Below are 21,129 nucleotides of genomic sequence, written 5' to 3'. Positions count from 1 at the left end.
AATTGCAGGCCGGTGCTTGCAAGCCAGGAGCGATGCAGCATGAGTTCCATGACGATTGGACCAGTCGCAACCCAGGCTGCCGACCCTTCCGAGCGCAGCGCGCTGTTGTTCTGGATGATCTTCACCGGGCTGTCGATCTTCGCCGTCGTGCTGTTGTGGCGCTTCGGCCTGATCCATCTGATGCTGACCTCGGACCGTACCTACATTTCCAGCGTCATCGCGGCGCTTTATGTCGTCACCTGCGGCCATTGCTTCCTGCGGACGCGGGCGATCGCGCGGGAAGGGGCGGCGGCACGGCGCTGCCGCGCGGTGCTGTCGGCAGCGGGCGGCAGCAAGGCGCTCGATGCGAGCGCCGTGGCGCTGCCGCGCGGCCTGGTGCGCGACCACATCGAAAGCCTGGTGACCAAGGCCGCCGCGCAGGACTATCGCCCGGTCGATCAGACGCTGCTGCTGCGGACGCTCGCCGACCGCCTGCGCGGCTCCAACGGATTCGGGGCCTTCGTCTCGGACACGCTGATGAAGCTCGGCCTGCTCGGCACCATCATCGGCTTCATCATCATGGTGGCGCCGATCGCGGGGCTGGATGCCGCCGACAAGGTCGCGATGCGCTCCTCGATGGGCTTGATGAGCGACGGCATGGCGGTCGCGATGTACACGACGCTTGCCGGCCTCGTCGGCTCGATCCTGGTCCGTATTCAGTACTACATGCTCGACGCCGCGACCCAGCGAGTGTTCTCGGATGCGGTGGTGCTGACCGAGACCTACGTGACGCCGGTGCTGGAGCGCAAGGGTTCCGGTGCGCGGTCATGATGGACGATTTCGGCCTCTATCCGCGCGAGGAGCCGTTCGACCCGCTGGGCGTGATGCTGTTCAAGGCGCTCCAGGTGATCGCGTTCCTGTTCTTCCTGGCGCTGCTCGCGGTCTCCCCGGATGCCAAGGACGGCAAGATCGACTCCAAGGCGGAGTTCATGATCACGTTGGACTGGCCGGACAATCACCCCGACGATCTCGACCTGTTCGTGCAGGATCCCGCCGGCAACATCGCCTGGTATCGCCACCGCGAGGCCGGCTTCCTGACGCTCGACCGCGACGACCGCGGCGGGGCCAACAATTTCATCATCGTCAACGGCCAGAAGATCGCCTCCCCCATCCGCGAGGAGATCGTCACCGTGCGCGGCATCCTCGCCGGCGAATACACGGTGAATGTCTCGCATTTCGTCGCCACGACCGGCGAGCCCGTGACCGCCAGTGTGAAGGTGCAGAAGCTCAATCCGACCGCCCAGGTGATCTTCGACAACAAGTTCACGCTCGACCACACCGGCGACGAGAAGACCGCGGTCCGATTCCGGATCGATGCGGAAGGCAAGGTCGTCAATGTCGATCAGCGGCCGAAATCGCTGCTGGAGACGTTCCGCAGCAGCTGGCGCAACGGCGCCGATGTCGACCCGAAGACCGGAGTAAGCAGGAACGCTGTGAGGGTGCGCCGTGAGTAATCCGCAAACGGTCATCCTGACGCTGTCGGTCGCCTATGCCGTCATCGGTGCGCTGCTGCTGGTCGTGCTGGTCTATGCGCGGCTGCACTGGTCGCTGAAGGCGGTCGCCGTGGTCGTGACCAGCACCTTCTACGTCGTCAGCTTCACGGAAATGCGCGGCCTGCTCGGCTGGGCCAGCACGGACCGGCTGCCGGCCACGTTCAAGCTCCTGAAGGCCCGCATCGTCGAGCCGCATTCGCTTCAGGGCGATCCCGGCTCGATCTATCTCTGGGTCGAGGCGCTGGACGAGGACAATCGCCCGAGCGGCATCCCGCGCGCCTTTCGTGTGCCCTACAATGACCGGCTGGCCGACAAGACCCACGCCGCGGAGAACGAGATCGCGGCCGGTCATCCGCAAGGCGGGCGCGCCGCTGATTTCGGCGGCGGCGACGGCAGCCTGATCGACATGGTCCGGGAATATGTGACGCCGAAGACCATCCTGGAGACCAGCGGCGGCGATTCCTCGACCGGCGAGTTCAATGCGCCGCCCGCCGGCGCGGAAGGCGCGGTGTTCACCCCGATTCCGCCGCCCCGGATGCCGCCGAAGGACGAGCAATAGGCCCTTCACCATCACCGCAGAGCAGCGCTGGCAAACCGCCCGGTGCTGGCGCATCTTGTTGACCTCCCTCAATTTGGCCTCATCGGCCCCGAATAAGAATTTGAGGGTGGAGGGTGCGTGCTTCTCGCTGTCTTCTCGGATATCCATGGCAACCGGCAGGCGTTCGAGGCCTGCCTGAAGGTCGCCCGCGCCCGCGGCGCGGAGCAGTTCGTCCTGCTCGGCGACTTCGTCGGCTATGGGGCCGATCCGGAATGGGCGGTGGATACCGCGATGGAGCTGGTCGCGCAGGGCGCCATCGCGGTGCGCGGCAATCATGACCAGGCCGTCAATTCCACGGCCGAGACCATGAACGCCGAGGCGCAGATCGCGATCGAATGGACCCGCGGCCGGCTCGACACCGCGCAGCGGCGCTTCCTGGCCGAGTTGCCGATGCAGGTGGAGGACGATGGCCGCCTGTTCGTGCACGCGGAAGCTTCGCATCCCCAGCGCTGGCACTATGTCCGCTCGACCGTGGACGCCGCCAAGAGCCTGATTGCGACGCACGCCCACGTCACCTTTTGCGGACACATCCACAGGCCTGCGCTCTATTCGATGTCGGTGACGGCGAAGATGACGAGCTTCGTGCCTAAGACCGATGTCCCCGTGCAGTTGCTGCGCGGACGGCAATGGCTCGCCGTGCTCGGCTCGGTCGGCCAGCCCCGCGACGGCGATCCGTCGGCGGCCTTCGTGCTGTTCGACACGGTCTCGTGCCAGATCACCTATTGCCGGGCACCCTATGACATCGCAACCGCGGCAGGCAGGATCCGCGACAACGGGCTGCCGTCCTGGCTGGCCGACCGGCTTTCGCAGGGGCGCTGACCGCGATGCCGAAACCCCTGGTCAAATCAGGCGCGGAGATCGACGGCTATACGATCGGCGAATGCGTGCATGCCGGCGGCATGGCGACGCTGTGGACCGTCACCCATCCCGGCATCGACGTGCCCCTGCTGATGAAGATCCCGCGGGTCTCGGAGGGCGAGGACCCCGCCGCGATCGTCTCCTTCGAGATGGAGATGATGATCCTGCCGCGGCTTGCGGGGCCGCACGTGCCGGCCTGCTTCGGCACCGGCGATTTCGCCCGCCAGGCCTATGTCGTGATCGAGCGTATTCCAGGCGCCACGCTGTACAAGCGGCTCCCCGACCTGCCGCTGCCTTATGACGAGGCGCGGCAGCTCGTCGCCAGGATCGCGACGGCGCTTGCCGATCTGCACCGGCAGAACGTGATCCATCACGACATCAAGCCGAGCAGCATCATGGCCCGCGAGAGCGGCGAGGCGGTGCTGATCGACTACGGCCTGTCGCATCACAACCACCTGCCGGACCTCTTGCAGGAGGAATTCCGCCTGCCTTACGGCACCGCGCCCTATATGGCTCCCGAGCGGCTGCTCGGGGTGCGCGACGATCCGCGCAGCGATCTGTTTTCGCTCGGCGTGCTGCTCTATTTCTTCACCACCGGCGAGCGTCCGTTCGGCGAGGGCGAGACGCTGCGGGCGATGCGGCGCCGGCTGTGGCGCGATCCGCATCCGCCGCGGAAGCTTCGCGCCGACTATCCGCCCTGGCTTCAGGAGGTGGTGTTGCGGTGTCTGGAGATCGAGCCGGTCTGGCGCTATCCGACGGCGTCCCAGCTCGCCTTCGATCTCGCTCATCCGGACCAGGTCAAGCTCACCGCGCGCTCGGAGCGGCTGAAGCGCGATTCCCTCGGCTTCGTCTGGCGGCGGCGCTTCAACCAGGGCGCCATGGCGCCGCGCGCGAAATCGGACGTCGCAGCCCAGATCGCATCGAGCCCGATCCTCGCCGTTGCGCTCGACACTGCGGAGGGCGCTCCGGAGCTGAACGAGGCGCTGCGCGTGACCACCGAGCGCATCCTCGCCACTTTGCCCTCGGCGCGGCTTGCCTGCGTCAACGTGCTCAAGCTGAACCGCATCGCGATCGACCGTACCCTGGACGAGCAGGGCTCCAACAAGCATATCGACCGCCTGGTCGCGCTCAGGCATTGGGCAACGCCGCTCAAGCTGGACGAGAGCCGCCTGTCGGCTCATGTGCTGGAGGCGGTCGATCCCGCCGCCGCGATCCTGGACTTTGCAGAGGTCAACCAGGTCGACCACGTCATCATCGGCGCGCGGCAGAGCTCGTTCCGCCGCACCCTGCTCGGCAGCGTGTCGGCCAAGGTGGCCTCGGAGGCGACCTGTACCGTCACCGTGGTGCGGCCGCCGCGGATGGCGGCAGACGTCGGCGGGCCGGAGGCCGTCGAAGGTTAGGCCGGCCGGGCGATTTGTGGGCTGGATCAGGCCGCGTGGACGGCCATGGCGCGCTTGCGGCGGATCGGCCAGGAGAATTGCGGGCCGGGCTCGCCGTGATCCGCGCTGCCGCCGAAGTACTGGATGATCTCGCGGCAGGGCTCGCAATTGAACAGGTTACGCGACGCGGATGCCTTGGTCATTTCCTTCAGGCAGTTCGGGCAATGCGGTTTCATGGCTCAAGTCCGGAAAGAGAATCTTCAGTGCCGGCACGGTGGCTGGAACGGCTGATCCAGCTCCGCTGTTTCGAGCCCGCTGTCGTCGCCCCGCTCGCCTTCGGGGCGTTCGAGCCGGCCGAAGAAATAGTCGAGGTTCGCATGCGGACGCCGCGGAATGCGGCACTTGCGTTTCGGCTGACGTTTCACGAGGGCGATCCGCATGGGCGTCAGCCCCTGTCGCGGGCGCGGCGGATGTTGCGGGCCGCACGGGCCGGGGCCTCGACCGGTCCGGGCGACGGACCGAATACGACAAACGCACTGAAACCGATCCACAACGCCACGCCAGTCCAAACCAGGGTCGTCGTCATGATGTGCTCCCGCGAAAACAGGCAGGAATCACTTGCGGTGATTTGCGCGAATCAGTGAAGTCCGGATGAGTACGGACCACGGCTACAATTTTAAGCTTTGCGCGTTGCAGTACCCGTAGAAGCCGCAGTTCTTCCCCGGTGCGACCGACGTGCCTTGCCGGTGCGCGCTTGATCGAGGATATCCCGGACGCGCGGTGCGTCTCGGACACAACGAAACCCGTAGCGCCCGGTGTAGTCGGTATCGGGCGAACGGGTCGAGCGCCTTGACGCAAAGTTGAGGTGGCCGACGCCGCCGCCGATGTCGAGGATCTCGAACACGGCATCCATGGCGTCGAACGAAGTGGCCGTCACGCTGCGTCTGCTCCAGGCCGTGCGCACGATCAGCGCGCGGCGGTCGGTGATCACAAAAAGCGTTTGCAGGTCTTGCAGCAGCATCACGAACGGAGCTGCAACCATCCCGACTCCGAGCATCGCCAGAGGTTGGGTCGCCTGGTCGATCCAATCGTTGCTGACGGCGATGACGGTCAGCAACAACCAGGGAATTCCGATCCACCAGAGAAATCGCCACATTGTCGCGTGGGCGATGCCGTCGGGCTGGCCCTGCCAGACCACTTGCTCTCCATCCTGAAGGGATTCGGCGAGCAGACGACGCAGGCCGGCAGAAAACAGGGTGGCGCGGAGTTCATCCATTCCCGTTGGTCGTAGCGGCCGCAGCTCCGGTTCGGATGGCGATGGTCTCAGATCGCCTCGCCGCGGGCTTCAAGTGCCGCGTTGCGGATCGCGGCGATGTTGGTCTTGTAGGCGTCCTGCGTGCCGCCCTTGAACACAGAGGTGCCGGCGACGAAAGCGTTGGCGCCGGCCGCGGCGAGCGCGCCCGCAACATCGGGCCCGACGCCGCCGTCGACCTCGATGTCGATCGGACGGCCCGCGACCATTGCCCGGATGTCGCGGATCTTGTTGATCGCGGAGGGGATGAAGGCCTGGCCGCCGAAGCCGGGATTGACCGACATCACCAGCACGAGGTCGACGAGGTCGAGGACGTATTCGAGCGCGCTGATCGGCGTCGCCGGATTGAGCGAGACGCCGGCCTTCTTGCCGAGCGCGCGGATCGCCTGAAGCGAGCGGTGCAAATGGGGACCCGCCTCCGCGTGCACGGTGATGTGGTCGCAGCCGGCCTTGGCGAAGGCCTCCAGATAGGGATCGCAGGGCGAGATCATCAGATGCGCGTCGAAGATCTTCCTGGTGTGCGGGCGCATCGCCCTGATGACATCAGGGCCGTAGGAGATGTTCGGAACGAAGTGCCCGTCCATCACGTCGAGATGGATCCAGTCGGCGCCGGCGGCGTCCACGCTGCGTACCTCCTCGCCGAGCTTGGAGAAGTCCGAAGCCAGGATCGAGGGCGCGATGGCCAGGGGGCGGGGGGCGAAAGCTTGGATCATGGCGCGTTTTCCAGGGGCGGACGACGAATGGCCTCGCCTAACATGGGCCTTTGTGTCGGGCAATGCAGGAGGGGCGGGCTTCCTGTGGGCGGAAATTTCTGCCGCCGGCGGCACGAATTGCCGGTGTTCCCGCGGCCTGCACGACCTGTCGGATGCGGATTTCGTTGAGCTTTTCGCGATGGCACGGCGCTTGCTGACTTCAGCCGCAGAACATTGGTCGCGGCATGCCGCATCTTGTTGGAGTTGTGCAATGTTGTTCGCCCTTGGTGCGGTCTCGAGCGCGCTCGACGCGATCCAGTCGCTGACGAACTCGAAATCGTCGTCGGCAGCGCACAAGACGGGTGCCTCGCAGAGCGCGCCGACCAATCCGTTCGCAATCGACAGCGGCAGCAGCAGCACGACCGGCGCGACCTCGTCGGTCAATGCAGGCAAATATCCGCAGATCTCGTCGGAGACCATGAACGCGCTGTTCGCGGCGCAGAGCCAGTCGGCCGACGGCGCGGGCGCGACATCCTCGACGTCGAAGGGCCGGGAGGCCGCGCTGAAGGACCTGTTCTCGCAGATCGACGCGGACGCCGACGGCAAGATTACCAAGTCCGAGTTCGAGGACGCGCTCGGCGCGGGCGGCACCAACTTGGCCCAGGCCGACGACGTGTTCTCGAAGATGGATGCGAATGCGGACGGCAGCGTCAATCTCGGAGAGATGACGAAGGCGCTGAGGGGCGGTCACGGCGCTCAGCACGCGGAAGGCGCGGGCGATGGCTCGGATTCCTCGTCGCAATCCGGCAGCGGCTCGACGTCGACCACGACGACCAATGCCGACGGCTCGACCACCACCACCGTCGCCTATGCCGACGGCTTCAAGATGTCGACCACGGTGCCGGGCGCCGCCAGCTCGTCGAATGCGAAAGGTGGCGGCAACTCGCCTTATGACTGGTTCGGGCAGATGATGCAGCGCCAGGCGCAGGCCACCGCGGCATCAGCGACCTCATCGATGTCGATCAGCGTGTGAGCACATCCCCAAGTTAAAGCGCGATGAGATCTGGATGAATCGTCATCGCGCTTTAGTTCCTTGTTTGAGCATGATCCTTTCGGAAAACCGCTTCACACTTTGCCGGATCATGCTCTAGCCGAACCGGTCGTTCCAAGCCAGCTGCGCGCCCGGAAAGGGCAGGGCCGTCGCGCTGTAGACGCCGCGGGCGATCGCGCGGGCGACCACATTGGCGGCGATCGTGCCGAGCTCGGTGAGGCCAACCAGCGGCTCGATCGGCTTCTCGCACGTGGCGGCGGCAAACAGCACGTCGCCGTCGGTCGGGGCGTGCACCGGATAGATCGCGCGGGCGAAGCCGGTATGCGCGATCATCGCCAGCCGCTTGGCCTGCGGCTTGGTCAAGACCGCGTTGGTCACGACGGCGCCGATGGTGGTGTTTTCGCGCGCGCTCGCGGCAGGCCCGCCCTTGATGCGCATGCGGAGCATGTCCTCGGTGAACTCGTCCGGCAGGCCCCGTCCACCGAATTCGCCGTTCACCTCGAACGGCGCCGCCCAGAACCACGGGCCATTGCCGACGGTGACGCTGCCGACGGCGTTGACGGCGACGATCGCCGCGACCTTGATTCCGCTCGGCGTCACGGCCGATGCCGAGCCGAGGCCGCCCTTGAACGTCGCGGTGGTGGCGCCGAAGCCGGCGCCGACGCTGCCGAGCGCAAAATCCGCGCCGGCGGCGGTCGCCGCGGCATAGCCGAGGTCGCGATAGGGCGAGAAGCGTCCCCAGGCCTTGTCGCCGCCGTTGAGCAGGTCGAACAGGATCGCCCCCGGCACGATCGGGATCAGCGCTTCGCGAACCCGGTGGCCGCGGCCCTGCTCGGCGAGCCAGGCCTGCACGCCGCCGCCGGTGTCGAGGCCGAAGGCCGAGCCGCCCGACAGCGCGATGGCATCGACCCGCTCGACCGTGTTGGCGAGATCGAGCAGGGCATCCTCGCGCGTGCCGGGGCCGCCGCCGCGAACGTCGATCGCGGCGATCGCGGGAGAATCGAAGATGATCGCGGTCGCGCCGGAGCCGACTTTCGAATCTTCCGCGTGGCCGACCCGGACGCCGGCGATATCGGTGAGAAGGTTCTTCAAGGCGGCCTCGTCGTTGAGAGCAATTCAGGACCTGCGATAGCGCAGCAATGCCGCGGGCTCAACCCGTGAGCGCGGTCCTCAGCATCTTGGCGAGCTCGGACTTGCGGTAGGGCTTGGCCAGCAGCAGCACGCCGGAATCGAGCCGGCCGTGATGGACGATGGCGTTCTCGGTGTAGCCCGAGGTGAACAGCGTCTTCAGATCGGGGCGGCGCCTGTGCGCTTCGTCGGCCAGCTGGCGGCCGTTCATGTCGCCGGGCATGATGATGTCGGTGAAGAGCAGGTCGATGGTCTCGTCGCTGTCGATGATCGTGAGCGCCTCGGCGCCGTTGGCGGCCTCGAGCGCAGTGTAGCCGAGGCTCCTGACCTGCGTCACGACATACTGCCGCACCAGCGCATCGTCCTCGACGATCAGGATCTTCTCGTTGCCGCCGGTGAGGGGCGCATTCTGGAGCGCCTCGAACTCGGTCTCCTGCACCCCGGTCGAGCGCGGCAGGTAGATCTTCACGCTCGTGCCGTGGCCTTCCTCGCTGTAGATCTTGATGTGGCCGCCCGATTGCTTGACGAAGCCGAACACCATGCTGAGGCCAAGGCCGGTGCCTTTGCCGACCTCCTTGGTGGTGAAGAAGGGATCGAACACCCGGTCGATCAGCTCGGCAGGAATTCCGCTGCCGGTGTCGCTGACGGCGATCATCACGTAATTGCCGGCAAGGACGTCGGGATTCATGCTGGCATAGCCGTCGTCGAGGAAGATGTTGCGGGTCTCCAGCACCAGGGTGCCGCCGTCGGGCATGGCGTCGCGCGCGTTCAGCGCGAGATTGAGGATCGCGGTGGAGAGCTGGCCCGGGTCGACCAGCGTCGGCCAGGCATCCTCGGTGAGCTGCGGCATGATGGTGATCTGTTCGCCGAGCGTCGGATGCAGGAGCTTGGCGGCTTCGAGCACCAGTGCGTTGACGTCGATCTCGCGCGGCTGGAGCGGCTGCTTGCGGGCGAAGGCGAGCAGATGCTTGGTCAGCTGCGCGCCGCGCTCGGCGGCGTCGTCGATCAGCTTGGTGATGGCGGCAAGCTCGGGCCGGTCGGCGACCGCGTCGCTGAGAATGCCGATCGTGCCCGTGATCACCGTCAGCACGTTGTTGAAGTCGTGTGCGACGCCGCCGGTCAGCTGGCCGATCGAGTCCATTTTCTGGACTTGCCGGAGCTGGGCTTCGGCCGCCTGCTTGTCGGTGAGGTCGCGGCCGATGAAGAAGTGGCGCTTCACCGGCTCGGACCAGGTGCCCATCCAGTTCAGCGTGACCTCGTGACCGTCGTAATGGTAATAGCGCGCCTCGAAGCTGCGCTTGACCGCGCCGCTGCGCGCTGCGCGCATCTCGCTCCGCGTGTTCTCGAGATCGCCGGGATGGATGAACTCGATCGCGCTGTGCCCGACCATGTCCTCGGGGTTGTAGCCGAGAATGTTCCGCACGCTCGGGCTGACCTGGACGAAATTGCCGTAGCCGTCGGTGACCAGGATCAGGTCCTGCGATGTCTCGAAGATGCGCTGGCGTTCCTCGGTCTCGCGGCGCAGCTTCTCTCTGGCCTGCTTCTCTTCGGTGATGTCATGGGCGATCTTGGAGGCGCCGATGATCTCTCCATCGTCGGTCCGCAGCGGTGAGATGTTCAGGACGACGTCGAGCGGGCGGCCGTCTTTCCGGATTCGGACCGTCTCGTGCTGGGCGATCGACTCGTTGCTGGCGATCCGGTTGAGCATGCCTCTGACTTCGCCCTTGCGATCCGGCGGCACGATGATGTCGATCGGCCTGCCGACGGCTTCAGTGGCGGAGTAGCCGAACAGATGTTCGGCGGCCTTGTTCCAGCCGGTGATGATGCCGTCGAGCGACTTGGTGATGATCGCGTCGTTGGACGATTCGACGACCGCGCCGTACAGCGCGAGGCGCTTGCCGAAATAGTCGCGTTCCGAGGCCGATTGCTGGCGCAGCCTTCCGACGAGGCCTACCGTGCGCGCCTGGAGGCGGACATTCTCGATCAGAAGCACCGCGAGGACAAAGGTCGCCGCGGCGAGGCCGTAGAGCCGGCCGGCATAGAAGCCGAGATCGAAGCGCGCGACGTTGACGATCGCCGACAGGGCGATGTCGAACAGCCAGGCGCACATGACCACCATGAGCCAGATATCGATCACCGTATGCGGCCTGCGGAACCAGAGCGAGACCAGCGCGGCAAAGCTCAGCGACCACACGAAGGACACGACTCCGATCATGGTCGCCGTGTAGCGGCCCTCGCTCAGCAGGACCGGCAACAGATCGTGCTGCGCGGTGACGATCCAGGCGAAAAGGGCCATCGTGGCGACGACGCAGAGCACGCTGGCATAAATTGCGTTGCTTGCCGCGCCGCGGATCCGGGGTCCACCGTCCTTTTCCTTCAGCCAGGCATACGCCATCACGCAGAGCGGAAAGCCGGCGTGCCAGATCATGTAGAGCCACACCGTGGTCTGCCGGCCCGCACCGAACAGTCCGGTCGGTGCGAACAGCCCGGGGAAGGTGAGGGCATGAACCAGCGCCGCCGCAGCGGTGAAGAGATAGCCGCCCGCGAGCCACAGCAGCGCTCGGGTCCGCAGAATCGCAAATTGCGACAGCAGCAGCACGGCCGTGACGATGTCGCTCACGGCCAGCGCGGATTGATAGCTGGCGACGAAGGCGGGGACCGGCAGGAGCGGGGTACCGGCAAATGGCACGGCCGCGGCGAACAGGAGGGCGGACACACCGACAATCGTCAATGCTGCAGTGCGGTCGGCCGAGGTGGCCGGCAGGGTCGACAGAAAGGTGGCCCGGTCGATCGTCGCAGGCACGTCCAGTCCGCGCGAGTCGGTGTTGAGCAGGTCGGGTTTGAGCATCTCCGCTAGTCTCATTCGCCGGCAATCCGTTCATCGTAGCGGTTTTTGGGCGCGGGTCGTGACGGAACCGGTTTACGACTCAACCGAAGGTTACAGCTTACCTAATTTCGGTGAGAGCACGGAACAGAGATTGGTAAGGTGCGCTTTACGGGGCGGTGTCATAATGCCCATCCGCTGCGCCGGGTTCCAGGTTTGAAACAGGCGATTTTGGTTTCGAGATCGAGAGTTGCACCCATGCCGCGCGTTCTCATCATCGACGACCAGAAGGACGTCCGTGCGATGGTCGCGATCGTGCTCCGGGTCAATCGTTTCGAGGTCGTGGAGGCCGAAAGCGGAGCGGCGGGGCTGAAGGCGTTTTTGGAAAGCCACTTTGACGCGGCGATCGTCGACATCTTCCTCGGCGATACCAGCGGCGTCGATGTCATCACCGCCTTGCGCGAACGCGCGCCGGCGCTGCCCGTGGTCGCGGTATCCGGGATGACGGCGCTCGATTTCATCGACCAATCGCCCCATCTCGCCAACGTCGCCTGCCTGCAAAAGCCGTTTCGGCCGAACGATCTGCTGCAGGCCCTGCGCAAGGCCCAGGCGGTGGCCGGCGGCGAGATCTCGGCCGCGGTCTGACCGGGTAAAAGAACGCCCCGGCAAGCCGGGGCGTGGTCGCGATGGCGGGAGCCTTTTCGGGGGATCGCTGATCGGGATACTCGAAGAGCATCCGGGATCAGGAACGCTCGATCAGGAACCCTTGGCGCCGAGCTCGGCGTAATTGCCCTTGGCGTCCCACTTGTAGACGACATAGTCGATCTGCTTGAGGTCGCCCTTGGCGTCGATTTCGATCGGGCCGAGCACCGTGTCCCACTTGCCGGCCTTGATGGTCTCCATGACCTTCTTGGCATCGGTGGTGCCGGCCTTCTTGACCGCCTGCGTCCAGACCTGCAACGCAGCGTAGGTATAGAGCGTATAGCCTTCCGGATCGATGCCCTTGGCCTTGAACGCCTCGACGATCTTCTTCGCGGTCGGCTTGTTGCGCGGGTCGGGACCGAAGGTGAACAGCGTGCCTTCGCCGGCAGGACCGGTGATGGAGGCGTACTCCTTGTCGGCGAGCGCATCGCCCGACATCAGCACCGTCTTCATGCCCTGATCGCGCATCTGGCGCAGGATGAGGCCGGCTTCCTGATGGTAACCGCCGACATAGACGAGCTCGACGTTCTCCTTCTTCAGGCGCGAGACGATCGCGTTGAAGTCCTTGTCGCCCTTGTTGTAGGATTCGTACATCTTCTCGGTGATGCCGGCCTTGTTGAGCGCCTTCTTGGTCTCGTCGGCAAGACCCTTGCCGTAGGTGGTCTTGTCGTTGAGGATCGCGATGTTCTTGCCCTTGTAGTTCTTGGCGATGTACTGCGCGGCGATCAGGCCCTGCTGGTCGTCGCGGCCGCACACCCGCGCCACGTTCCACAGCTTGCGCTCGGTGAAGAGCGGGTTGGTCGAAGCCGGGGTGATTTGCAGGACGTTACCGTCCGCATAGGCTTCAGAGGCCGGGATCGAAGACGACGAGCAGAAATGGCCGGCGACGAACGGGATCTTGGCGCCGGCGATCTTTTCCGCCACCGAGCGGGCCTGTTTCGGATCGCACGCGTCGTCCTCGGCGTTGAGCGCGAGCTTCTTGCCGTTGACGCCACCGGCGGCGTTGATGTCGGCGACGGCCATCTCGGCGCCGTTCTTCATCTGGCGGCCGAAGGCGGACTCGCCGCCGGTCATCGGGCCTGCGACTGCGACGGTGACATCCTGCGCGAATGCCGCGCTCGACAGCGCGAGCGATGCGCCGAATGCCAGACCGATGAGCTTCAGTGATTTCATGAGATACCTCGCGGGTGGTCGCCTGTGGAAGTTGCCGGGCAGGCCCGGTTCAAACCGGCGCCATTCTTGAATGAATTCGAGGAGAAGTCACCGGCAAAATACGGGCATAGGCCAAGATATCTAGCCGCATTCTCGCGCAGGGCGGGGGCGGTCAGTGCCGGCCGCCCTCCAGATAAGCGGCGCGGATTTCGGGGCGCTGCAGCAATTCGGCGCCGCTGCCGGCCAGCGTGATCAGGCCGTTGACCATGACATAGCCGCGATGGGCGAGCTTGAGGGCATGATTGGCGTTCTGCTCGACGATCAGCACGGTCAGGCCATCCTGCCGGTTCAGTGTGCGGATGGCGTCGAAAATCTGCCGCGCGATGAGCGGGGCGAGCCCCAGCGAGGGTTCATCGAGCAGGAGCAGGCGAGGGCGGCTCATCAAGGCGCGGCCGATGGCCAGCATCTGCTGCTCGCCGCCGGACAGTGTTCCGCCGCGCTGGGCGAAACGTTCCTTCAGGCGGGGAAACAGGGCGAACACGCGCTCGAGCGTGCTCTCCCGTTCCGCCGGCGTGCTCTCGGTGACGTCGGCCCCCATCTGGAGGTTCTCGGCGACGCTCATGCGCGGGAAGATGCGGCGACCTTCGGGCGACTGCGCGATGCGCAAATGGGCGATCTCGTGGGTCGGGACGGCCGTGATGTCCTTGCCCTCGTACAGGATCTGCCCGGCGCGGGCGCGCGGCTTGCCGAAGATCGTCATCATGAGCGTCGACTTGCCGGCGCCGTTGGCGCCGATCAGCGCCACGATCTCGCCGGAATTGATGTCGACGTCGACGCCCTTCAAGGCCTCGATCTTGCCGTAGGCCGCGCGCAGGCCTCGGATCGCGAGCAGGGGGGATGCCGCCGTCACGATCCGCTCTCCATCACGGCCACGGCCTCTTCCTCGTCGGTGCCGAGATAGGCGGCGATCACCTTGGGATCGTCGCGCACCTCGCGCGGCGTGCCTTCTGCGATCTTCACGCCGTGATCCATCACCACGATGTGGTCGGAGATCTCCATCACGACCGACATGTCATGCTCGATCAGGAGGATCGACGTTCCCAGGTCGTTGCGGATCGAAAGCAGGAGCTCGTTCAGGGCAGCGCTCTCTCGCGCGTTGAGGCCGGCAGCCGGCTCGTCAAGGCACAGCAGTGCGGGCTCGGTGCACATCGCGCGCGCGATCTCGAGGCGGCGCTGATCGCCATAGGCGAGATTGCCGGCCGCATCGTCTGCCCGGTCGAGCAGATTGACCCGCTTCAGCCAGTCGGAGGCGAGATCTATCGCGCGCTTTTCGGCTTCGCGATAGGCAGGCGCGCCGACAAGGCCGAGCAAGGTGAAGCCCGAGGCGCGCATCAGCATGTTGTGCTGCGCCACCATCAGGTTTTCGAGCACGGTCATCCCGGGAAACAGGCGGATATTCTGGAAAGTGCGCGCGACCTTGGCCTGCTTGGCGATACGGAAGTCATTGAGCCGCTCGAGCGCGATTTCCCTGCCGCCGTCATGGCTCAGGCGAATGGACCCGCCGGTCGGCTTGTAGAAGCCGGTGATGCAGTTGAAGACCGTGGTCTTGCCGGCGCCGTTCGGCCCGATCAGCGCCGTGATCTTCTTCCGCTCGGCGGCGAACGAGAGATCTTGCACGGCGACGATGCCGCCGAAGCGCATGGTCAGCCGGTCGACGCCGAGGATCTTGTCGCCGCTCATCCGTGACCTTCCTTGACGAGGTCGGAGGAGATGGCCTGCGCCTTCTTCAGATAGACTGTCGGCGCGCGATGGCCGACCAGGCCGCGTGGCCGCCAGATCATGATCAGCACCATGGCCCAGCCGAACACCAGCATGCGATAGGTCTCGAGGCCGCGGAACAGCTCGAACCCGCCGATCATCGCCAGCGCGGCAAGCGCGACGCCCAGCTGCGAGCCCATGCCGCCGAGCACGACGATGGCGAGCACCAGCGCAGATTCCTGGAAGGTGAAGGATTCCGGGCTGATGAAGCCCTGGCGGGTGGCGAAGAACGCGCCGGCGAAGCCGCCGAACATGGCGCCGGTCGCAAATGCCGTGAGCTTGGTCGTCGTGGTGTTGATGCCGAGGGCGCGGCAGGCGACCTCGTCCTCGCGCAAGGCTTCCCAGGCGCGCCCGATCGGCAGCCGGCGCAGGCGGATCGTCGCCCAATTGGTGAGCAGCGCCAGCGCCAGGATCAGATAGAACAGGAAGACGATGCGGTGGGTCGGCGAATACTCGATGTGGAGCATGGCGGCCAGCCCATCGTCGGTGTTGCTCAGCGGAATGCCGAACAGGGTCGGACGCGGAATACCGGATACGCCGTTCGGTCCGCCGGTCAGACTCTGCCAGTTGATCAGGACGAGGCGGATGATCTCGCCGAAGGCGAGCGTCACGATGGCGAGATAGTCGCCGCGCAGGCGCAGCACGGGGAAGCCGAGCAGCACGCCCCAGAATGCGGCGAGGATGCCGGCGAGCGGCAGGCAGATCCAGAACGACCAGCCGAAATTGGTGGCGAGCAGCGCGTAGGAATAGGCGCCGACCGCATAGAACGCGACGTAGCCGAGATCGAGCAGGCCGGCGAGCCCGACCACGACGTTGAGGCCCCAGCCCAGCATGACGTAGGTGAGCACGAGGATGGCGAGGTCGAGGATATAGCGCTGGTTATAGAAGATGACGGGCACAAGCAGCGTGAAGATCAGCAGCGCGGGCGCCAGATAGCGGCCGACCAGCGACATGCCCGTCTGCAACGCTGGCGGCACCAGCTTCGCGGTGCCGGCCGGGCCGATCCATTGCCTGAGCAGCTCGATCACGATCGAGCCGCCGAACACGGCGGCGACGAGGGAGGCGAGCTCGCCGAATCGCGTCCAGTAGGTGAGCTGGCCGTCGGAGCCCGCCTCGGTGCGGACGCCGACCATCAGCGAGAACAGCACCAGCGCGATGAAGGCGTTGATGAAGGCGGTCTTGAGGAGGGCGGCGGTGCCCGTCGAAGGTTTGGTCGTGTGGGTGGAGGGAGCTGTCACGCGGCCGGTCCGTCAGACTTTTTCGACTTCGGGACGGCCGAGCAGGCCGGTCGGCATGAAGATCAGCACGACGATCAGGATCGAGAATGCCGCAACGTCCTTGTACTCGACCGAGAAATAGGCCGACCAGAACGTCTCGATCAGGCCGATCGCGAGCCCGCCGAGCATGGCGCCGGGCAGCGAGCCGATGCCGCCGAGCACCGCGGCGGTGAAGGCCTTGATGCCCGCGACGAAGCCCATGAAGAAGTCGACCAGGCCGTAATAGAGCAGGTACATCAGGCCCGCGACGGCGGCGAGCGCGGCGCCGATCACGAAGGTCATGGAGATGGTGCGGTCGACGTTGACGCCGAGCAGCGCCGCCATGGTCTGGTCCTGCTCGCAGGCGCGCATGTCGCGCCCGAGCCGGGTGCTCGACACCAGCCAGGTGAAGATCGCCAGCAGCACGATGGTGGTGACGACCACCATGATCTGGATGTTGGAGAGCTGGATCACGAAGCCGTCCGCGCTCTCGTGCAGCGTGTAGCCGCCGGTGATGAAGGGCGGGATCGGCTTGACGCGGGCGCCTTGCGCCACTTGCGAATAATTCGTCAGCACGAACGACATGCCGATCGCCGACAGCATCGGGGCGAGGCGGAAGGAATGGCGCAGCGGCCGGTAGGCGATGCGCTCGATGGTCCAGCCGTAGAGCGCGGTGATCGCCATCGAGACGAGGAGCACGATCAGCAGGATGACGGGGATCGCGGTCAGGCCGAACGAGATCAGGATCAGGAAGGTGATGAGGGCGATGAAGCCGCCGATCATGAAGACGTCGCCATGGGCGAAGTTGATCATGCCGACGATGCCGTAGACCATCGTGTAGCCGATCGCGATCAGGCCGTAGATGGAGCCGAGCACGAGGCCGTTGATGAGCTGCTGGGCGAAATAATCCATAAGCTGCCGTACCCAAACTTGACGCGGCTCAAAGGGAGCTCTTGCAGAGAGTTCTTGGGCCCCGGCAGCCCTTGAGCGTTTGGGTTTTGTAACAGGAGGGAACTGGCGGCTGCAACTGGCCCGGTCTCCGCCTAAAGGCTTGTACAGAGATCATTTCGCCGCCGGGTTCCCGGGAGCTGCGAGGAACCCGGTTCCCGAGGCAACCAAAGTGGATGCCGGCCGTTATCTTGGTTCTGACGTCCAACAAGGGAGTTTCCCCGAATGACGAAGCAGCAGAACCAGAATCCGGGTCAGCAAAGTCAGAATCCCGGCCAGCGCAACCCGCAGCAGGGTGGTGGCCAGAAACCCGGACAGCAGCAGCAGGACCCGCGCCAGGGCGATCGCCCAGGCCAGCAGCAGGGCGGCCAGCGCGATCAGGAATAGCGAGTTTGGGAGCCCAGGAGTGAGGAGAGGCCCCGCCGGAAGGTGGGGCCTTTTCTTTGCGGAAGAGTCATTCCGGGTCTGGTGCTGCGCACCATCCGGAATGACGCCGCGCGAGGGGGCAGTTAAGGTAAACAAAGGGTTTAAATTGCCGCCACAGTCTGATGCGAGTTAGCTCCGGCATGGCTGCCGCCTTCCATCGAAGGCTCGGCAAACCAGGCGGGAAGCGGCATGTTCAGGAATTGGCGGATCGGCTCGGTCAACGGCGCGCTGCTGGCGGCCTATTTCATTCCCGTCTGGAGCGTCGTCGCTTTCAACATCATTGTTGCGCCCGTGCACGGGCTTTACGAGCGGCCGAGCGTCGCGGTGGCGCTGTACCTGAGCGACCATCTGCAGATGGCGGGCATGGACACGGTGCGTGCCGCCTGGCTGCTGGCGCTCGGGCGGCTGACCGTGGTGGCGTTCTTCTCGATCTACCTGGTGCTGCTCTGCATTCCCCGCACCCGCAAGGGCGGCGGCAGTGACGAGGCGCTCGGTATTGCGCTCGCGATCGGCAGCCTGATCTCCTTCGCCAGCATGGTGATGGCTTCGAAGGTCGGCGAGCTGGCCGCGCTTCGGCTGCACGCCACCGAGCTTTTGCTCCTGCTCGGTGCGGCCATCGTGGTCGTGATCGAGAAGCCGGCGGCTGCGCCGAAGGCGGCCGAGGTCGCCGCGCCGCCGAATATTGAGGCTTTAGGTCTTGAGCAGGCCGAGCTCCTGCACAATCGCTGAGGCCTCCTTGACGGCGTGATTCGCCGCCGGCACGCCGCAATAGATCGCCTGCTGCAGCAGGATCTCCTTGATGTCATCGGGCGTGAAGCCGCCCTCGGCCAGCGCCGCACGCACGTGCAGGCGGAATTCGTCCCATTGCCCGAGCGCGACCATGGTGCCGATTACGAGCACGCGCCGCGTGCGCTCGTCGAAATGCGGGCGCGTCCAGATCTCGCCCCAGGCGTAGCGGGTGATCAGGTCCTGGAAGTCGGTGTTGAAGGCATTGCGGTTCGCGATCGACTTGTCGACCCAGGCATTGCCCAGCACCTTGCGGCGTACGTTCGTGCCGGCATCGCGGCGCTTCTGGTCGTCCATGGTGTGTCCTCCTTCGTCATTGCGAGCGCAGCGAAACAATCCAGTCTGTCATCGCGGAGGGAATTCTGGATTGCTTAGCTGCGCTCGCAATGACGCGTTGTGAGATCAGCGCTGCGTCAGGAATCCCACCACCGCATCCGTGAACGCATGCGGCTGCTCGACGTTGGAAATGTGCGCGGCGTCGATGATGGTCATGCTGGCGCCGGGAATGCTGGAGCGGATCAATTCGGCCGCCGAGATCGGCGTCGCCACGTCGTGGCGGCCGGCGATCACCAGCGTCGGGCTCTTGATCTTCGGCAGCAGCGCGCGCTGGTCGAGCGTCGACAGCGCCTCGCAGCAGGCGAGGTAGCCCTCGACGGGCGAGGCGAGCAGCATCGACTTCATTTTTGCGGTGATCGCAGGCTCACGCTCGCGAAAATCCTGGGTGAGCCAGCCCGCGATGACGGCATCGGCGACGGCGGCGATGCCGCCCTCCTTTACCGCCTTGATGCGGTTGTGCCAGTTTGTTGGATCGGGATAGTAGCAGGACGTGTTGGCAAGGATGAGCTTGCCGAACCTTTCGGGCGCATTGGCGCCGAGCCATTGCCCGACCATGCCGCCCATCGACAGGCCGCACCAATGCACCTTCTCGATGTTGAGATCGTCGAGGATCGCGAGCACGTCGCGGCCGAAGCGCTCCATCGAGTAGGGGCCGGGCGGCACCTGGGACTTGCCGTGGCCGCGCCGGTCGTAGCGGATGACGCGGAACACCTGCGTCAGCGCCTTCATCTGCGGCTCCCACATCTGCAGCGTGCAGCCGAGCGAGTTCGACAGCATCAAGGTCGGCCCGCCGTCGCGACCCTCGACGGAGACGTTGAGCAGGCATCCGTCGGCATCGATCATGGGCATGCGGCGTCTCCGTCGTATCTTGCGATTCTTATTCGCGGTCGAGGCTGTCGAGCAACCGGTCGATCAGCGCCTGTGACGCCCCTTGATAGGCCATCGGCTCGAACAATGCCGCAATTTTTTCCGGCGAAAGGTGCGCGGTGACGTGCGAATCGCCCGACAGCACCTCGCGCAGATGCTTCTTCTCGGCGAGGGCGCGCTTGCTCGCGGCTTCGACGAGATGGTGTGCATCGCTCTTGCCGATGGCTTCGGCGAGCGCGAAGGTGACGGCCTCGGCCATGATCAGCCCGTGCGTCGCATCGAGATTGCGGCGCATGCGCGCCGCATCGACCTCGAGACCCTCGGCGATGTCGACGACGGCAGCCAGCGCGCCGGAGGCGACCAGCATCAATTGCGGCAGCGTCGGCCATTCTGCGTGCCAGGGGCCGGCGCTGCGCTCGTGGTCCTGCACTTGGGCGGCGAAGATCGTCGCGGCGAGCTGCGGGGCCATGGTCGCAGCGCCGAGCGCGCTCGCGGCGGCGACCGGGTTGCGCTTGTGCGGCATGGTCGAGGAGCCGCCGCGGCCTTGGCCGGCCGGCTCGAACGCTTCGGCGACGTCGGTCTGCATCAGCAGCGAGATGTCGCGCGCGATCTTGCCGCAGCTGCCGGCGAGAATGGCGAAGCAGGATGCGGCCTCGGCAATGCGGTCGCGATGGGTGTGCCAGGGCGCTTCCGGCAGCGGCAGATCGAGCTCCTGCGCCAGCCGTTCCGATACCGCGAGCCCCTTGTCGCCGAGCGCAGCGAGCGTGCCGGCGGCGCCGCCGAATTGCAGCGCGAGGCCCTCGCGGGAGAGCCGCCGCAGCCGGCAGCGGGCGCGGGCAAGGTTTGATGCGTATTCGGCTGCTTTCAGCCCGAACGGCATCGGCAGCGCGTGCTGAAGCCAGGTCCGCGCCACCATCGCGGTGTTGCGGTGGCTGCGCGCCAGCGCGGCAAAGCCCTTGATGGCGCGGCTGAGGTCGGCGTCCAGTGCGGCGATGCCGGCGCGCAGCATCAGCATGGTCGCGGTGTCGATGACGTCCTGGCTGGTCGCGCCCCAATGCACGTAGCGTGCGGCCTCCGCGTCAATCTTGCCGACACGGGCCGTCAGCATCTTGACCAGGGGAATCGCGAGATTGCCCGATCGCGTCGCGGCCTCCGCCAGTGCGGCCAGGTCGAAGCCATCGGCCTTGCACGCAGCCTCGATCGGTCCGAAGGCAGATGCGGGAATCACGGCGGTCGCCGCCTCCGCGCGTGCCAAGGCTGCCTCGAAATCGAGCATGTTCTGCAAGGTCGACCGGTCCTCGCAGACCGCGCGCATGGCGGCGCTCGACAGCATCGGTGCGAGCAGGGGGGAGATGGATGTGCTCATGTTGCGCGCGACCTAATCATCATGGCCCGGCCCTGCCAATCCCCCACCGTCCACACACGTCATTTTGCAGTTGCGAATATGCATTGCACGTGACCGAG

24 protein-coding genes are annotated in these 21,129 nt (G+C 65.7%); 9 read left to right on the top strand and 15 right to left on the bottom strand.

The features are described from left to right. The first annotated feature begins 39 nt into the window (after nt 1-39). The 5 genes from BDOA9_RS28060 (at nt 40) to BDOA9_RS28040 (ending at nt 4,388) form a co-directional block, all read left to right on the top strand. Nucleotides 40-810, top strand: coding sequence for a MotA/TolQ/ExbB proton channel family protein (locus BDOA9_RS28060; protein WP_025037267.1), 771 nt, complete (start codon nt 40-42; stop codon nt 808-810). Further along, on the top strand, nt 807-1,493 hold the full coding sequence (locus tag BDOA9_RS28055) for a hypothetical protein (RefSeq protein WP_025037266.1): 687 nt from the start codon (nt 807-809) through the stop codon (nt 1,491-1,493). Before BDOA9_RS28060 ends, BDOA9_RS28055 begins: the two co-directional genes overlap by 4 nt. Continuing rightward, nucleotides 1,486-2,091 carry a hypothetical protein gene (locus BDOA9_RS28050; RefSeq protein WP_025037265.1) on the top strand — a complete coding sequence of 202 codons (606 nt, stop codon included), beginning with the start codon at nt 1,486-1,488 and terminating at the stop codon, nt 2,089-2,091. The genes BDOA9_RS28055 and BDOA9_RS28050 overlap by 8 nt, the downstream gene beginning before the upstream one ends. Nucleotides 2,092-2,208: 117 nt before the next feature. After that, nucleotides 2,209-2,949 (top strand): metallophosphoesterase family protein, encoded by a 741-nt coding sequence (locus BDOA9_RS28045; RefSeq protein ID WP_025037264.1) that lies wholly within the window; start codon nt 2,209-2,211, stop codon nt 2,947-2,949. Nucleotides 2,950-2,954: 5 nt separating this feature from the next. After that, nucleotides 2,955-4,388 carry a serine/threonine protein kinase gene (locus BDOA9_RS28040; RefSeq protein WP_025037263.1) on the top strand — a complete coding sequence of 478 codons (1,434 nt, stop codon included), beginning with the start codon at nt 2,955-2,957 and terminating at the stop codon, nt 4,386-4,388. 26 nt (nt 4,389-4,414) lie between these two features. On the opposite strand, the gene BDOA9_RS28035 is transcribed toward BDOA9_RS28040, so the two are convergent. The 5 genes from BDOA9_RS28035 to rpe form a co-directional block, all read right to left on the bottom strand. Then, nucleotides 4,415-4,603 carry a hypothetical protein gene (locus BDOA9_RS28035; protein ID WP_025037262.1) on the bottom strand — a complete coding sequence of 63 codons (189 nt, stop codon included), beginning with the start codon at nt 4,601-4,603 and terminating at the stop codon, nt 4,415-4,417. Between the two features lie 24 nt (nt 4,604-4,627). Then, complete coding sequence (locus BDOA9_RS28030) at nt 4,628-4,807, bottom strand: hypothetical protein (protein WP_025037261.1); 180 nt, start codon at nt 4,805-4,807, stop codon at nt 4,628-4,630. Nucleotides 4,808-4,812: 5 nt separating this feature from the next. Next, on the bottom strand, nt 4,813-4,953 hold the full coding sequence (locus tag BDOA9_RS39080; RefSeq protein WP_192859623.1) for a hypothetical protein: 141 nt from the start codon (nt 4,951-4,953) through the stop codon (nt 4,813-4,815). Nucleotides 4,954-5,043: 90 nt separating this feature from the next. Further along, nucleotides 5,044-5,643, bottom strand: coding sequence for a hypothetical protein (locus tag BDOA9_RS28025; RefSeq protein WP_025037260.1), 600 nt, complete (start codon nt 5,641-5,643; stop codon nt 5,044-5,046). Nucleotides 5,644-5,690: 47 nt separating this feature from the next. Next, on the bottom strand, nt 5,691-6,392 hold the full coding sequence (gene rpe / locus BDOA9_RS28020; RefSeq protein ID WP_025037259.1) for a ribulose-phosphate 3-epimerase: 702 nt from the start codon (nt 6,390-6,392) through the stop codon (nt 5,691-5,693). Between the two features lie 250 nt (nt 6,393-6,642). On the opposite strand from rpe, the gene BDOA9_RS28015 reads away from it, so the two are divergent. Then, nucleotides 6,643-7,404, top strand: a complete 762-nt coding sequence (locus tag BDOA9_RS28015; protein WP_025037258.1) for an EF-hand domain-containing protein — start codon at nt 6,643-6,645, stop codon at nt 7,402-7,404. A gap of 114 nt (nt 7,405-7,518) precedes the next feature. On the opposite strand, the gene BDOA9_RS28010 is transcribed toward BDOA9_RS28015, so the two are convergent. Both BDOA9_RS28010 and BDOA9_RS28005 read right to left on the bottom strand, forming a co-directional pair. Continuing rightward, on the bottom strand, nt 7,519-8,514 hold the full coding sequence (locus BDOA9_RS28010; RefSeq protein WP_025037257.1) for a P1 family peptidase: 996 nt from the start codon (nt 8,512-8,514) through the stop codon (nt 7,519-7,521). A gap of 58 nt (nt 8,515-8,572) precedes the next feature. Continuing rightward, the gene (locus BDOA9_RS28005) at nt 8,573-11,398 is read right to left on the bottom strand and encodes a PAS domain S-box protein (protein WP_152033504.1); all 2,826 of its coding nucleotides are present in this window, start codon (nt 11,396-11,398) and stop codon (nt 8,573-8,575) included. Nucleotides 11,399-11,632: 234 nt separating this feature from the next. On the opposite strand from BDOA9_RS28005, the gene BDOA9_RS28000 reads away from it, so the two are divergent. Then, a complete protein-coding gene (locus BDOA9_RS28000; RefSeq protein WP_025037255.1) occupies nt 11,633-12,019 on the top strand; it encodes a response regulator in 387 nt (128 codons plus the stop codon). 111 nt (nt 12,020-12,130) lie between these two features. On the opposite strand, the gene BDOA9_RS27995 is transcribed toward BDOA9_RS28000, so the two are convergent. The 5 genes from BDOA9_RS27995 to BDOA9_RS27975 form a co-directional block, all read right to left on the bottom strand. Further along, complete coding sequence (locus tag BDOA9_RS27995; protein ID WP_025037254.1) at nt 12,131-13,249, bottom strand: branched-chain amino acid ABC transporter substrate-binding protein; 1,119 nt, start codon at nt 13,247-13,249, stop codon at nt 12,131-12,133. 151 nt (nt 13,250-13,400) lie between these two features. Continuing rightward, entirely contained in the window at nt 13,401-14,138 is a 738-nt protein-coding gene (locus BDOA9_RS27990; RefSeq protein WP_025037253.1) for an ABC transporter ATP-binding protein, read from the bottom strand. Then, complete coding sequence (locus BDOA9_RS27985) at nt 14,135-14,968, bottom strand: ABC transporter ATP-binding protein (protein ID WP_025037252.1); 834 nt, start codon at nt 14,966-14,968, stop codon at nt 14,135-14,137. Before BDOA9_RS27985 ends, BDOA9_RS27990 begins: the two co-directional genes overlap by 4 nt. Next, entirely contained in the window at nt 14,965-16,284 is a 1,320-nt protein-coding gene (gene livM / locus BDOA9_RS27980; protein ID WP_025037251.1) for a high-affinity branched-chain amino acid ABC transporter permease LivM, read from the bottom strand. The genes BDOA9_RS27985 and livM overlap by 4 nt, the downstream gene beginning before the upstream one ends. Nucleotides 16,285-16,296: 12 nt before the next feature. Further along, the gene (locus BDOA9_RS27975) at nt 16,297-17,214 is read right to left on the bottom strand and encodes an ABC transporter permease subunit (protein WP_025037250.1); all 918 of its coding nucleotides are present in this window, start codon (nt 17,212-17,214) and stop codon (nt 16,297-16,299) included. Nucleotides 17,215-17,475: 261 nt separating this feature from the next. Here BDOA9_RS27975 and BDOA9_RS39075 point away from each other — a divergent pair, with 261 nt between their 5' ends. Both BDOA9_RS39075 and BDOA9_RS27965 read left to right on the top strand, forming a co-directional pair. Further along, nucleotides 17,476-17,637, top strand: coding sequence for a hypothetical protein (locus tag BDOA9_RS39075; RefSeq protein WP_167361691.1), 162 nt, complete (start codon nt 17,476-17,478; stop codon nt 17,635-17,637). 228 nt (nt 17,638-17,865) lie between these two features. Further along, nucleotides 17,866-18,405 (top strand): hypothetical protein, encoded by a 540-nt coding sequence (locus BDOA9_RS27965; protein ID WP_025037248.1) that lies wholly within the window; start codon nt 17,866-17,868, stop codon nt 18,403-18,405. On the opposite strand, the gene BDOA9_RS27960 is transcribed toward BDOA9_RS27965, so the two are convergent. From BDOA9_RS27960 to BDOA9_RS27950, 3 genes are all read right to left on the bottom strand, one after another. After that, nucleotides 18,367-18,759, bottom strand: a complete 393-nt coding sequence (locus BDOA9_RS27960; protein WP_025037247.1) for a carboxymuconolactone decarboxylase family protein — start codon at nt 18,757-18,759, stop codon at nt 18,367-18,369. The two genes, BDOA9_RS27965 and BDOA9_RS27960, sit on opposite strands and share 39 nt — an antisense overlap. Nucleotides 18,760-18,864: 105 nt before the next feature. After that, the gene (gene pcaD, locus BDOA9_RS27955; RefSeq protein WP_025037246.1) at nt 18,865-19,647 is read right to left on the bottom strand and encodes a 3-oxoadipate enol-lactonase; all 783 of its coding nucleotides are present in this window, start codon (nt 19,645-19,647) and stop codon (nt 18,865-18,867) included. Between the two features lie 28 nt (nt 19,648-19,675). Next, entirely contained in the window at nt 19,676-21,031 is a 1,356-nt protein-coding gene (locus BDOA9_RS27950; RefSeq protein WP_025037245.1) for a 3-carboxy-cis,cis-muconate cycloisomerase, read from the bottom strand. Between the last annotated feature and the right edge of the window lie 98 nt (nt 21,032-21,129).

Source organism: Bradyrhizobium sp. DOA9 (genome assembly GCF_000617845.2).
Taxonomy (GTDB): Bacteria; Pseudomonadota; Alphaproteobacteria; order Rhizobiales; family Xanthobacteraceae; genus Bradyrhizobium.
Note: the sequence above shows the minus strand (reverse complement) of the source record. Positions and strands in the feature narration are given on the sequence as shown.